The organism is Clostridium sp. FP1, assembly GCF_011065975.2.
GTDB lineage: Bacteria > Bacillota > Clostridia > Clostridiales > Clostridiaceae > Clostridium_AD > Clostridium_AD tagluense.
Genome location: NZ_JAAMNJ020000001.1, coordinates 4073914 through 4088026, shown reverse-complemented (window position 1 = coordinate 4088026; position 14113 = coordinate 4073914). Strand labels below are relative to the sequence as shown.

Sequence of the window (14113 nt, the reverse complement as noted above, 5' to 3'; positions counted from 1 at the left end):
CACAGTATAAAGTAATAATAATAAAAATTAAGGGGTGTAAAGATGTTTAAATTTAATACTATTGAAGAAGCACTAGAAGATGTTAAAAATGGAAAAATGATTGTGGTAGTAGATGACGAAGATAGGGAAAATGAAGGAGATATAATAATAGCTGCGGAAAAAGCTACTAAGGAAAATATAAATTTTATGGCTACTTATGCCCGTGGACTTATATGCATGCCTACAACTAAAGAAAGATTAGATAAATTAAATATAAAACAGATGGTGACAAACAATACTGATGTTCATGGAACAGCGTTTACAGTCTCTATTGATGCCATCGATACTACTACAGGAATATCAGCAGCAGAAAGAGCAACCACTATATTAAAAGTGATAGATCCTCAGGCTTCTTCAAAGGATTTTAATAGACCGGGTCACGTATTTCCTCTAGCAGCAAGAGAGGGTGGAGTGTTAAAAAGGGCTGGACATACAGAAGCTGCAGTTGATATGGCAAGGCTTTCTGGATTATATCCTGCAGGGGTAATTTGCGAAATTATGAATGAAGATGGATCCATGGCTAGGGTCCCTGAACTTATGGAATATGTGAAAGTGCATGATTTAAAAATAATTACTATAGTAGATTTAATTGCATATAGAAGAAAAACTGAATGCCTGGTAGAAATGGTTACAGAAGCTAAAATGCCAACTAGATATGGAGAATTTAAAATCTATGGATTTGTGAATAAGATAAATGGAGAACACCATGTAGCATTAGTCAAAGGAAAAATAGACAGTAGTAAGCCTGTTCTTGTCAGAGTGCATTCAGAGTGCCTTACTGGAGATGCGCTGGGGTCTATGAGATGTGATTGTGGGCAGCAATATGATGCAGCCATGAAAGCGATATCAAAAGAAGAGTGTGGAATTTTGGTTTACATGAGGCAGGAAGGTCGAGGAATAGGATTAATTAATAAGTTAAAGGCTTATAATCTTCAAGATAAAGGCATGGACACCGCGGAAGCAAATGTAGCTTTAGGATTTCCGGTAGATATGAGAGATTATGGTATAGGGGCTCAGATATTAGAACTGCTGGGCGCTAAAAAGATTAGAATGATGACTAACAATCCTAAAAAAATAACAGGTATTTCAGGTTATGGTATTGATATAGTTGAAAGAGTAGCTATAGAGATGAATCATAATGAAAGAAATAAGTTTTATTTAGAAACTAAAAAGAAAAAAATGGGCCATTTACTTAAATTAAAATAAATATATTAAAAGCTAAAATATTATAAATTAATAGGAGGAATTAACATGAAAACATATGAAGGTAAATTAATAGCAGAGGGTTTAAAATTCGGAATTATAGTAGCTAGATTTAATGAGTTTATAGGTGGTAAATTATTATCAGGAGCACTAGATGGTCTAAAACGTCACGGTGTGGAAGAAGATAACATTGAAATTGCATGGGTGCCAGGGGCATTTGAGATACCATTAGTTGCAAAGAAGATGGCGAAGTCTGGCAAGTATGATGGCGTAATATGTTTAGGAGCAGTTATTAGAGGGGCTACATCTCATTATGAATATGTATCTGGTGAGGTTACTAAAGGAATTGCATCTGTATCCTTAGAAACAGGAGTTCCAGTTATTTTCGGGGTGCTTACTACTGAGAATATTGAGCAAGCAATTGAAAGAGCAGGGACTAAAGCTGGTAACAAGGGCTATGATGCTGCAGTATCTGCAATAGAAATGGCAAATCTATTAAAAGAAATTTAGTATTTGTAATTTAAAAAATGAAATAAATATTGGAGAGTTTAATGTGGGAAACTATATTAAATTCTCCTTTTTTTTAATTAGAAAGTACCTTCCTTAATATATAAGATATGTAATGAATGTAAAATAGACATAACTGATATTACACAATTTGCTAGTTTCTTATTGACCTTTATACCTTATAAATTTATAATTTAACTATATACATATTTAAATTTCAGGTTATAAGATAAAAAGCGAAATTATAATAGATTTTAATTATTAGAAAAGAGGGAGATAATTGGAAAATAAAATAAATTTGTATTTATTAACAGGTTTCTTGGGTTCAGGTAAGACAACATTTCTAACAAATGTACTTAACAATTTATCAGAGGAAAAAGTCGGGGTGATAATGAATGAATTTGGAAAAATAGGCATAGATGGACAAATTATTAAAAAAGAAGGCATGGAGTTAATTGAAATTAACAAAGGGTCTATATTTTGTTCTTGCCTGAAATTATCTTTTGCTCATGCTATGGTTGAAATGTCAAAAGGTTCATTGAAATATTTATTTGTAGAAAGTTCTGGACTTGCAGATCCATCTAATATTGGGGATGTATTAAGCGGGGTAGAGGTTGCAGTGGGCAATGTTTATGACTATAAAGGAGCCATATGCCTTGTGGATGCTCTGCACTTTCTAGATCAAATAGAAGATTTAGAAACAGTAGAAAGGCAGCTTAAACACTGTCACTTGGTTGTAATTAATAAAATAGATTTAGTTAACGAAGAAACACTTTCCCAAATTAAAAATAAAATTATAGATATTAATTCTAAAGTGGAAATTCAGGAATGTAGTTTTGGTGAACTTAGCTATGATTTCTTAAGTCATGATTTAATGAAAAATCAATGGACCGAAGATGAAGAAACTACTAATACTCCTGAAAGCAAACCTAAAAGTTTAAATTTAACTTTTAATGGACAAGTAACTAAAGAAGAACTAACTGAATTTCTAAACAGTGTTTCAGAAAGTAGCTATAGAATTAAAGGGTTTTTCAAATTAGAGGATGGGTGGAATCAAGTAGATGTAGTTAATAGAAAAATTGATTATAAATTATTTCAACTAGGAGAAGCAGAATCTAAATTAGTTTTCATATCAAAGATAGGACCTAATATTATAAAACCAATTATAGATAATTGGAAGACAATTACAGGGCAAGAAATGAAGCTTAGATAATTGATAATATGCAGATATGGCTATGATATAATATTTTTAGTATTAGTATTAGTATAAGTTAGGTAGCGTAGGGGGTATTAGTAATGGGAATGGGCGATAGTATTTTTACTATTATATTTGTTATGATGGGAGCTTCCGCTGTTGTTTCTGGCTTAAATTTTGAGAAGAAGCAAGGTGAAAATTATAGTGGCGAAAACAAAGCGGAATATATAAAACTAAACAAGTCTATTTTAATTTTAATGGGAGGTTTAATCCTAATTGGAACCTTTCTAGCACAAGGTATGCCAGCATTAAAAGACATTATAACAAATATAACCATTGGGAGTTTATTTATAATATGGATTGGCTATTCACTTATATCAAAAAAAAGATTTTCAAAGAAGAAAAAGTAAAGCAAATATTAAATTATGATCATAATAAATCTCTTAACATTAGAGAGCACATTTCAAAACAAAATATGTTATGATAATTCTAATTAAAAAACTACTATATAATATTATATAGTAGTTTTTTTTAGAAAAAACAAAGATATTATATTTCTATGTGTTCTGGGTTTAGCTTATATACCACATCTTTTCTTTCAAGCATTATATTTATTTTTTCTTTTAATTCATCATCATTTAAAATCATTAGTAGCAGTTCCTTAGTAGGGTTTATTGCTGTGGGGTTACTAATTGACTTTAACATAGTGTAGTCTCCGGAAGTATCTCCATAAGCATAACTTTGCTGCAAATCAATATCATATTTACAAACAAAAGTTTCTATGGCAGTTTGTTTACTAACACTATCCCACATAGGAATAATTTTACCAGTGTAAACATCATTTTCATTTAATATATACTTTGTTCCTATATAATCATCAAAACCGTATTTTATAGACATTTCGCGTACAAGTTCAATGGGGCTACCTGATATAGTAATAATTAAATGACCCTGATCTTTATGCCATTTAATTCTATCACGAGTATAGGTATATACTCTATCTCCCTTTTGCTTTATAATTTGGCTAGCAATAAACTCAATTTGAGTCCTGTGAAGGCCAATTATGGCTTCACTATAAATATCAGCCATCTTAAGTAGGTAATTATCATAATTTCCTATTCTCTTATCCCATTTAACATAAAATGGTTTTACCTCTTTGTACCATTTATCATTTTCTATTAGTTCGCTTTTTATTAATTTTTTAAATACCTCTGTTATTAAACCTTCCCTATAGAGAGTACCGTCAATATCAAAGAAAGCAGCTATTCTTTTTTCCAAAGGGGTCACCTCCAATACTAGTATAATTTTGTTTCTGTAATTGTTTAACTATAAAAAGGTATAAGGACTTAATCAGGAAATATTATTCTTTTTTCCGTGATTATGAAATCTAAAGGCACATCATAAATACCAGTGGGGATTTTACTAATTACTTGATAGTCAAAGGCTATACCTATAGTAGGGGTATTTTTTACTCTTTTAGGTAAAAATCTATCGTAATAACCTGCACCAAAGCCTATCCTATTTCCATGCTTATCAAATACTACGCCAGGAACTATTATTAAATCTATATCGCAAGTATTAGCTTTTTTTAATATATCATGTTTGGGCTCCATAATACCAAAAGAAGATTTAGTAAGATCCTTTGTAAGATTATTTATTTCAAAAGGTATAATTTCTCGTGTCTCTTTTATACAATAAGGTACAATTACTTTTTTACCGTTATCTAAACACCACTTAGCAAGAGCATATGTATCAACTTCATTATTAAAACTTAAGTATAACATGATATTTTTGCAATTTAAAAATTCAGGTAATTTTATAATTGTGTCCATAATTATATGGCTAAAAGCACTTACAGTCTCTGTTTTCATGCTTTTTCTTTCTTTAAGCATATTTTTCCTTAAATTATCCTTAAGATTATTTTCCATAAGTATCCCCCCAGAAATTATTACATCTGTACAAACAAAGAAAGCTATTGTGGTAAAAGTATTTATATACTACAAAATTTTAATTAGTATAACATATGTTTCTCATATATGCAATTTGTAGAACTTGGTAAAAGCATGCTTTTACTCAGAAAATAATTTTAATAACATTAAAGCTATGTAAAATATCATATGAAAAAGAGTGATAAATGGGACTAATTAATTCTGAATTTTATATATCCTGTGATAAATGCAGAGGGTTTGATAGTAAGTTAGGTTTATGTCATGTCACATTGGTATCCATTGCGAACTAACTATTTTTTCTTGGATTATGCTAACAAAAGTATATATTGCGCAGAATGCATTCGAGCAAGCTTTAGTAATTCACAATTTATTTTATTTGCAGGTGTGTAAAGAAAAATGCATGTCTGAGCGATAGCGAGTTTGCATTTTTTAGCAACTGTAAATAAAATAAATTTTAGAATTACTTAGCGACGTGAGAGCATTCCAGCAATATATACTTTTCGTTATAGCATAATCTAAGAAAAAAGCGTTAACTTCGAATTTATTCGTAAATTAAATATTTTTGTCTCTCTTTTTTAAATTGTTCCAAATCCGCTTTATAGGTAGCTTCTATTTGCTGAGGCGTGTATCCCTTTTCTAAATACATCCCAATCTTATCCGTGCCCATGATTTTATCAAACATTACAATGGTTTCATCACTTTTAGGTACTTTGAAATTATTTAATGAGTGTGCACGTGAAAGAGTGTATATGCCTGTTTTAGCTGGGTTAAACAAACGATAATCAGTTATCAAAAGTTTTACACCGCCAGAACTGCCTCTATTTTTAGCAATAAATTTTACACCAGGTAGTTTATCGTCGTTTAATAGTTTTGCGTACTTATCTGAGTTTATACCGGGTCCACCTACCCATTTAAAGGAATCGTCTTGATAGATAGAGGTTTCTGCTCCAAGACTAGTAGCAGAATAACCAAACACTGAAGCAATATCTGGAATGTATGGAGAACTTTTAACCCATTTTAATTTTGTATCTTCAAAAATCATATCTCTACTATAGCCTTCCATAGGTATAACAGTAAGATTAGCACTAATTTTACGATTGAAAAAATTAGCTAACTCCCCAGCAGTCATGCCATGGCATATGGGCAAATTATCTACGCCAACAAAGGTTTTATATTTATCCTCAAGCACTGGGCCATCAACAATTTCACCACCTAATGGATTTGGCCTATCTAAAACAATAATTGGTTTATTATACTCCGCAGCAGCTAGCATACAATAGTTTAATGTTGACATATAAGTATAAGAACGCGAGCCGATATCTTGAATATCAAAAATAAGTACATCTATGTTTGATAGCATTTCTTTAGTAGGCTTTCTAGTATCTCCATAAAGACTATAAACAGGAATATTTAAGCTTTGATGAATATAAGATTTTACATCGTCACCAGCCTTAGCTTTACCATCAATACCATGCTCTGGTCCATATAAAGCTGTAAGTTTTGCGCCTTTGTAATTAGCTAGTAGTGTTATCATATTTTCACCTGAACTGTTTACTCCAGTCTGATTTGTAATAAATCCTATTTTTTTGCCCTTTATAAGTTTACTATGCGTTGTGAATAATAATTCATCCCCAAGTTTAAAACCAGGGATGATAAAAGGCATCGCAACAGCCGATGATAATCTATTACCGTTTAATGCTTGTACACCATTTTCTATATTTAAAAAGTAGTTTTCATTTAAATTATAACCCTTTTTAAGTGGAGATATTTTTACTGATTTCAAATTCTGGGCTAAAGCTAAAGCTGTATCTAGCTTATTACCTTTTGAATCAGAAACCCAAATGTTTTCATCCGTGATAGTTTTTTTATCAAGGGTGGTGTTAAATTTTATAGTCCATATTTTATTTGAATCAGTATTTTGTTTTGAAGATAAGAAAATATATTTTTCAGTGGAAAAAGTTGTACTGGTGAAAGCCATGAAAATACAGGAAAATAGTAAAAATACAAATATTTTAAAATTGTGCTTCAATATGACCCCCCCATTGTCTGCTTATAAATAACAATTAATAAATATTTATGGAATATTACTTTAAATTGATTATATTATATTTTTATAATTTAGTATATAAAAATGGGATCTATCAGATATAAAATTCATGTATTTTTTTAACGACATTTCAGAAGGAAAGTCCCTACTTCTATAAGTGGGAGTTACACGCTGTAAGAAAGAGAAAACTTCAGTGGGAATCTAAATCTCCTTCTGAAGTCGTTAATATGCAGCTCCGCAGGAGATGATTTAATTGCTAAATATAAAAAGCACTATGGAAACTTATTGAATTTGAATAAGTTTCCATAGTGCTTATTTTTCCAGTAATATCACAGTACTCAGTTTTTGGCTGTCAATATCTTATATTATTTATCATATAAATGGCATGCAACAAAATGGTCTGGTTCTATCTCTACCATCTTAGGTTTATTTTCGCGACAAATATCCATAGCTTTATTACACCTATCAACAAACTTACATCCATTAGGTGGGTTTATAGGGCTAGGAACATCACCTTCAAGCACTATTCTTTGTCTAGTCTTCTCAATATTGGGATCAGGTAGTGGAATTGATGAAAGCAACGCCGCCGTATAAGGATGAAGTGGGTTTTTGTATAATTCATCACTTTTGGCAAGTTCTGCCAAGGAACCAAGATACATTACTGCAACTCTGTCTGAAATATATTTAACCATTGAAAGATCATGTGCGATAAACAAGAAGGTTAAACCATATTTTGTTTGTAATTCCTGAAGTAAATTTACTACTTGAGCTTGAACAGAAACATCTAAGGCTGATATAGGTTCATCGCATACGATAAAATCAGGATTTACAGCAAGCGCACGAGCTATTCCTATTCTCTGTCTCTGACCACCACTAAATTCATGTGGAAATCTATTTGCATGTTCTCGATTAAGTCCAACCAATTCTAAAAGCTCGTCAATTCTTTTCTTTCGCTCGTCTCCATGGCTAAGATTATGAATATCAATACCTTCTGCAACAATATTGGATACAAGCATTCTAGGATTTAAAGAAGCATATGGATCTTGAAAAATCATTTGTGCTCTTCTATTAAATTCCTTTAAGTTTTTTCTGTTCAGGCTATGAACAGATTTACCTTCAAACTCAATAGTACCTGCTGTAGGGTTATAAATTCTTAAAATAGTTCGCCCACAGGTAGATTTCCCACAACCTGATTCGCCTACGAGGCCTAGTGTTTCACCCTTATAAATATCAAAACTTACATCATCAACAGCTTTTAAATATTGATTTTTTCCCACAAGAAAATATTTTTTTAAATTTTTTACGCTAAGAAGTATTTCTTTTTTATCTTTTTCAACCATTTTAATTTCCACCTCTCTTTTCAGTGGATTTCTTTGCTGTTATAAAAAGACTAGGTGAATTTACTTTTGGAGCATCAGGATGGTTTAACCAACAGGCAGCTCCATGCCCTTTAGTAATAATAAAATCAGGAGGCATCTTTTCCCTGCAAATTTTCATTGAATATTCACATCTATCTGCAAATGGGCATCCAGAGGGAGGCGCAAATAAATCTGGCGGTGTACCCTCTATTGATGATAATCTATTTTGACTTTTAACAACATCAACCCTTGGTACTGAACTCAAAAGCCCCCAAGTATATGGATGTTTTGGATTATAATATAACTCATTAGTACTTGCATACTCTACGATTTTACCACCATACATAACCACTACTCTTTGTGAAATATTAGCAACTACACCCAAATCATGAGTAATCATTATAATAGAAGTATTTATCTTTTTCTGTAAATCCTTCATCAATTCTAATATTTGTGCTTGAATCGTTACATCCAGCGCAGTAGTAGGTTCATCAGCGATAAGAAGCTTAGGATTACACACGAGTGCAATTGCAATCATAGCACGTTGACGCATCCCGCCAGAAAACTGATGTGGATATTCGTTAATTCGCTGCTCTGCATTTGGTATTTGAACTAACTTTAACATATCAAGAGCTATCTTATGGGCTTGTTTATTTGTAAGAGTGATATTATGCGTCCTTAACCCTTCTGATATTTGATTTCCAATTGACATTGTAGGATTAAGAGAAGTCATTGGGTCCTGAAATATCATACCAATCTGGTTACCTCTAATTTCTCTCATTTCCTTTTCAGACTTAGCAATTATATCTTCACCATTAAAAATAATTTTCCCACTTTTAAAACGTGCAGGCGGCTCTGGGTTAAGTCTCATTATAGATTTAGCAGTTACAGATTTCCCACAACCAGATTCTCCAACAATAGCTAAGGTCTCACCTTCAAATAATTCAAAGGAAACGCCACGAACTGCTTGAATCTCACCTGCATACGTATCAAATGAAACATACAAATTTTCCACTTCTAATATCTTTTTTTCCAAGTTATTAACCTCCTATTTCCTAAGTTTAGGGTCAAGTGCATCGCGTAGTCCATCACCAAGCATATTGAATGAAAGCATAATTAAACATAAAACAATTGATGGTATTATAAGTAAATGTGGGTATTGATAAAAAATCTTTGCTCCATCATTAACTAGAACTCCGAGAGATGCATATGGCGCTGGTACGCCTAAACCGATGAAACTTAAAAATGCCTCTGCAAAAATCATCCTTGGAATCATCATAGTCATGTTAACTATAATTGGCCCCATACAATTTGGAATCAAATGTTTGAAAATAACTCTTTTTGAATCTGCACCTAGAATTTGTGATGCAATCACATATTCACTGTGTTTTAATCTTAAAACTTCTCCACGAACCAATATTGCAGTTCCCATCCAGCTTGTAAATGCAAGAACAAGGGTAATGGTTACAACTCCTCTGGGAAATACAATGGATAACAACATAATATATAACATGTCTGGAATAACCATGATAATCTCAATGATTCTCATCATTATAGTATCAGCTCTTCCACCAATGTATCCAGATATGCCTCCATAAACAACACCAAATAAAATTGTAAACAACACTGATATTACTGCAATCAGGAGAGAAACTCTTGAGCCTTCCCATAACCTAGTAAATAGATCTCTACCAAGGTCATCAGTTCCAAGCCAATATTTACTGTTGAAGTTTTTTTCGCCTTTTGTTGTTACAGTTATATTGTTATGACTTTTTTTAAAAGAGATTCCTCTAAAATCTGGGTCTTGTTTTAAAATATTTTCTGCTTCAATATTTAATTTCTTTATAATTGAATCCCAATTATCGGATGAAGTTGTTGTTATCTCCAGTTTAAATTCCTTTTGATCCCCTTGATAGGATTCTTCAGATTTATCACCAATGTAAAAGCTTAGCTTGCCAGATTGGTTTTTCAATTTAACATTTTTAAATTCCAATTTTGTTTTTCTAAGGTTAGGTTTATATTTTCCATAGGAAAATACAGAATTAGAAGATAACTTTAAACTACGCTGATTTGAAAGAATAAAGGTTTGGTCTTGCAACTTTAAATTTTGGGTTCTATAAGTATGTCCATAAAGTGATTTTGAAATCATTGGGCCAACTATTGCCATAATAATCAATACAACTAAAATCCAAAAGGATATTATAGATGGCTTGCTCTTTTTTAATCTCCTAAAGGCATCCTGTAAATATGACATACTTGGGCGTTTTATACTCTGAGCAGCTTCTAGGTTTTTACCAACATGATTAAATTGCTCCTTTTCAATTTTATCCATTTAGTTATTCGCCCCCTTTACTTGATATTTTAAGTCTTGGATCAACTAATCCATATGCTATATCAACTAAAAGAATAGATACTATTATAAGCACTGCATAGAATAGTGTTATACCCATAGTCATAGAATAATCCTGGTCTGTGATGGTGGATACAAAATATCCCCCAAGTCCTGAAACAGCAAAAACGTTTTCAATAACAATGGAGCCTGTTATAATAGCAGCAAAAGATGGTCCAAGTACTGAGATAACTGGCATTACGGCATTGCGAATTACATGGCTCCATACAATTTTAGAAGTGGCGAGTCCTTTAGATTTTCCAGTTAGTATATAATCTTGACCCAGTACTTCAAGGGTAGTTGAACGCATTAATCTAGCTACAAATGCTAGAGTACCAAGGCCTAAAGTAAAAGATGGTAAAATCATAGAAAGTTCACTGTTAGTTACGGTAACTGGCAACCACCCTAAATTAACGCCAAAATAATATGCGAGCAGTGGCCCCATAACAATACTTGGAACAGATACTCCTACAATAGAAATAAAAATTATAATATAATCTTGCGTTTTCTGATGTTTTAAGGCTGCTATTATACCCAAAAGTATTCCGAAAATAGACGAGTATGCCATGGCCCTCCACCCTAAAGCAAAGGACTTAGGAAAACTACTTTTAATTACTTGAGATACTGGACGATTAACGTATTTATAAGAAAGTCCAAGATCACCATGAACTAAGTTATTCATATATTTTAAATATTGCTTGGAAACCGGTAGATCCAATCCATATTTTTGTAATAAAGCTTGTCTTAATTCAGGTTTCATTTTTTCATTATGGAAGGGATCTCCTGGTAGAGCTTTCATTAATACAAAAGTTATAGTTGCTATGCATAAAATTGTGATTATTGCGTAAAAGATTCTTTTTAAAATGTATTTAACCATTCGTGAGCCTCCTCTATATAGAAAAATACTAAGTTACCCATTTACTTATTAATAAAAGGAAAGATATACGTTTAAATAACATATACCCCACCTTAACTATTAATAATTAAAATTAAATTTACTTAGCTTTCTCACCATTTTTCTTTGTCATATCTACATTAGCCCAATAAAAATCTACGGTTGGGCCAGCGCCTCTAATAACAACTCCATTTAAATAATTTTTAAATGTGGTATGAAGTGTTCTATAGTATTGAGGTGCAACAACCATATCACTTATTAGTATTTTTTCAGCATCATATAAATAACCCATTCTCTTTTTAGTATCTGATTCACCTTTAGCATTATTAATTAATTTATCATAATTTGGGTTATTATATTTACCATGATTATTTCCATTTTTTGATTCAAATAAATCAAGGTATGTCATTGGATCTATATAATCAGGTCCCCAACCATTAGAACTAATACCAAATGTTCCAACTTTCAATCTAGTTAATTTATCACCCCATGCAACTGGCACAAGATTAATGTCAATTCCAATCTCTTTTAAATCTGATTGTAACTTTTCGCCTTGTTTCTTACCAATATCAGACTGATTTGTTAAAACATCTATAGTAGGTAATTTAGCTAGTTTTAACTCTGCTAGCCCTGCTGCTAAAGCCGCTTTAGCAGCATCCTTTTGATTATCTTCAAATAAAGTCTTGCCATTCTCTTCACGGAATGACTTACTAAGACCTGGGAAGTACTCCGGAACTACTGCAAGTGCAGCAATATCGCCTTGTGAAACATTTTCAACTAAACCCTTACGGTCCATAGCTAAAGATATAGCCTTTCTAATATTAGTATTAGAAGTTATTGGATTGTTAAATTGGTTAAATTCAAGATAGAATACAGTATAATCAGGCATATCAATTAAATCTTGGAGTTTGTATTGATCAAGCACTGCTTTATCTTGGAATGTCTTCAAATCATTAGCTTGAATTGCTGAACCATCTAAAGCACCTGTCTTTAAAAGATTTGTTCTTGTAGCAACATCAAGAACAACTTTTAACTGAATTGTATCGATTTTTATATTACTCTTATTCCAGTAATTTGGATTTTTTTCTAGAGTAAAGCTATCCTTATGTTTCCATTCTTTAACTATCCATGGTCCATTACTGTTTAACCCTGCAGCTTCAAGAGTGTAGTCACTCTTATGATCATTGTAAAATTTCTCATTTACAGGACAATAAACAGAATTAGCAGTTAATCCCACAAAGTATGGGCATACTTTTGAAAGTTTAATTTCAATATTTCCATTATTCTCTTTGATTCCAACCTTTGACCATAAATCTTTTTTCTTTGCCTCAAATGCCGTTTTTAGATCTGCTGGCATTGCCTTTAGAGCATCAGTAACCTTAGCGGCCAAGGCTGATTTTTTATCTTTGTCCTTTTCAGCATCTCTGCTATCAACTAAAGTTTTAAACTTAGCATTTGCTTTTGCAAAAAAACCTTCACTAGTAAGATTAGCGTAATCTTGAGCTCCTACAATGTAATCACTGATCATAAATCCATACTGACTGTTTCCATCAAGCGCAAGCTTCCATCCAAAGAAGAAATCATTTGCAGTAACTACTGTTCCATCAGACCATTTTGCATCTTTATTTAACTCAAAAGTGTAAGTATTGGTTGAAGAATCTAAACTCCACTTTTTAGCAACCCCTGGTTCGTATTTACCTTCTTCTTTACCAAAACGAACTAAACTTTCAATAAACATATTTGCAATCTGAAAGTCAGGTGATCCGGTCATCTGTTGTGCATCCAAGGTTTCTGGTTCATCTACAGTATAATAATTTAAAACTTGTGGTGCTTTGTTCTCTACAACTTTAGTTTTTTTTGAGCAGCCATAAAGCACATTTGTGGATACAAACAAAGCTAATAGCAAAGAAGCAACTAATTTTTTCTTTTTCATTATATACCCCCCTTATCTAATCATTAAAAATTAAAGTACTGTTATATAATATGACCATTATTTTTTTTTATGTAAATATTTTGAATAAATATCAAGAAAATTTATATTGTAATATAATAAGTTCTTTAGAATTAAAAAATATTCAAAAAATGAAGAGTAACAATTTTCATGTGATTAATATATATTTTTGTTAATATTAAGGAATATATTAATACATTAAAAATTCTAAATTGGGAAAGCTATAATTATAATACTTATGATACTGGAGTATTAATAATTACTCAGTATTTGAAAGACATATAGGGAGGAATATCCATGGATTATTCAAAAGTAAGAGAAGTTAATGGAATAGACCACGTTGGAGACGTGTCAAGTGCAAAAAAAGGAATAATAGATTTTCTTTCTGGTGAGGACGTATATAAAGACTCCATACCACAAGATAGACTTAACTCCTATAAAAAAGGTCGTGAAATAGCAGTAGAAATTGAGAATATTTTAAATGGAGATCAAAGGGCTTATTAGAATTAATAAATTTATTGTTTTTTAGAAGAAGGCATAGGATATTAATCCTATGCCTTTTTAGAAATTAAATGAGTTT

13 protein-coding genes are annotated in these 14113 nt (G+C 31.7%); 5 read left to right on the top strand and 8 right to left on the bottom strand.

Annotation, left to right across the window (positions count from 1 at the left end):
- Positions 1 to 42 precede the first annotated feature (42 nt).
- The 4 genes from G9F70_RS19675 (at position 43) to G9F70_RS19660 (ending at position 3354) form a co-directional block, all read left to right on the top strand.
- The gene (locus G9F70_RS19675) at positions 43 to 1245 is read left to right on the top strand and encodes a bifunctional 3,4-dihydroxy-2-butanone-4-phosphate synthase/GTP cyclohydrolase II (protein ID WP_164944666.1); all 1203 of its coding nucleotides are present in this window, start codon (positions 43 to 45) and stop codon (positions 1243 to 1245) included.
- 45 nt (positions 1246 to 1290) lie between these two features.
- The gene (ribE, locus tag G9F70_RS19670; protein WP_125002690.1) at positions 1291 to 1752 is read left to right on the top strand and encodes a 6,7-dimethyl-8-ribityllumazine synthase; all 462 of its coding nucleotides are present in this window, start codon (positions 1291 to 1293) and stop codon (positions 1750 to 1752) included.
- A 277-nt stretch (positions 1753 to 2029) separates the two neighbouring features.
- Positions 2030 to 2962, top strand: a complete 933-nt coding sequence (locus G9F70_RS19665) for a CobW family GTP-binding protein (protein ID WP_164944665.1) — start codon at positions 2030 to 2032, stop codon at positions 2960 to 2962.
- Positions 2963 to 3045: 83 nt separating this feature from the next.
- On the top strand, positions 3046 to 3354 hold the full coding sequence (locus G9F70_RS19660) for a hypothetical protein (protein WP_164944664.1): 309 nt from the start codon (positions 3046 to 3048) through the stop codon (positions 3352 to 3354).
- A 139-nt stretch (positions 3355 to 3493) separates the two neighbouring features.
- On the opposite strand, the gene G9F70_RS19655 is transcribed toward G9F70_RS19660, so the two are convergent.
- The 8 genes from G9F70_RS19655 to G9F70_RS19620 form a co-directional block, all read right to left on the bottom strand.
- Entirely contained in the window at positions 3494 to 4222 is a 729-nt protein-coding gene (locus tag G9F70_RS19655) for an HAD-IB family hydrolase (protein WP_164944663.1), read from the bottom strand.
- 68 nt (positions 4223 to 4290) lie between these two features.
- Positions 4291 to 4872, bottom strand: a complete 582-nt coding sequence (locus tag G9F70_RS19650; protein ID WP_164944662.1) for a 5-formyltetrahydrofolate cyclo-ligase — start codon at positions 4870 to 4872, stop codon at positions 4291 to 4293.
- Between the two features lie 562 nt (positions 4873 to 5434).
- On the bottom strand, positions 5435 to 6922 hold the full coding sequence (locus G9F70_RS19645; RefSeq protein WP_224617693.1) for an exo-beta-N-acetylmuramidase NamZ domain-containing protein: 1488 nt from the start codon (positions 6920 to 6922) through the stop codon (positions 5435 to 5437).
- 383 nt (positions 6923 to 7305) lie between these two features.
- Positions 7306 to 8280 carry an ABC transporter ATP-binding protein gene (locus G9F70_RS19640; protein WP_164944661.1) on the bottom strand — a complete coding sequence of 325 codons (975 nt, stop codon included), beginning with the start codon at positions 8278 to 8280 and terminating at the stop codon, positions 7306 to 7308.
- Between the two features lies 1 nt (position 8281).
- Positions 8282 to 9334, bottom strand: a complete 1053-nt coding sequence (locus tag G9F70_RS19635) for an ABC transporter ATP-binding protein (protein ID WP_164944660.1) — start codon at positions 9332 to 9334, stop codon at positions 8282 to 8284.
- Positions 9335 to 9346: 12 nt separating this feature from the next.
- Positions 9347 to 10630, bottom strand: a complete 1284-nt coding sequence (locus G9F70_RS19630) for an ABC transporter permease (RefSeq protein ID WP_164944659.1) — start codon at positions 10628 to 10630, stop codon at positions 9347 to 9349.
- Positions 10631 to 10634: 4 nt separating this feature from the next.
- Positions 10635 to 11564, bottom strand: a complete 930-nt coding sequence (locus tag G9F70_RS19625) for an ABC transporter permease (RefSeq protein WP_164944658.1) — start codon at positions 11562 to 11564, stop codon at positions 10635 to 10637.
- Positions 11565 to 11682: 118 nt separating this feature from the next.
- Positions 11683 to 13515: an ABC transporter substrate-binding protein gene (locus tag G9F70_RS19620; protein WP_164944657.1), complete on the bottom strand. Its 1833-nt coding sequence runs from the start codon at positions 13513 to 13515 to the stop codon at positions 11683 to 11685.
- A gap of 315 nt (positions 13516 to 13830) precedes the next feature.
- On the opposite strand from G9F70_RS19620, the gene G9F70_RS19615 reads away from it, so the two are divergent.
- A complete protein-coding gene (locus G9F70_RS19615; RefSeq protein ID WP_164944656.1) occupies positions 13831 to 14037 on the top strand; it encodes a hypothetical protein in 207 nt (68 codons plus the stop codon).
- Positions 14038 to 14113: the final 76 nt, after the last annotated feature.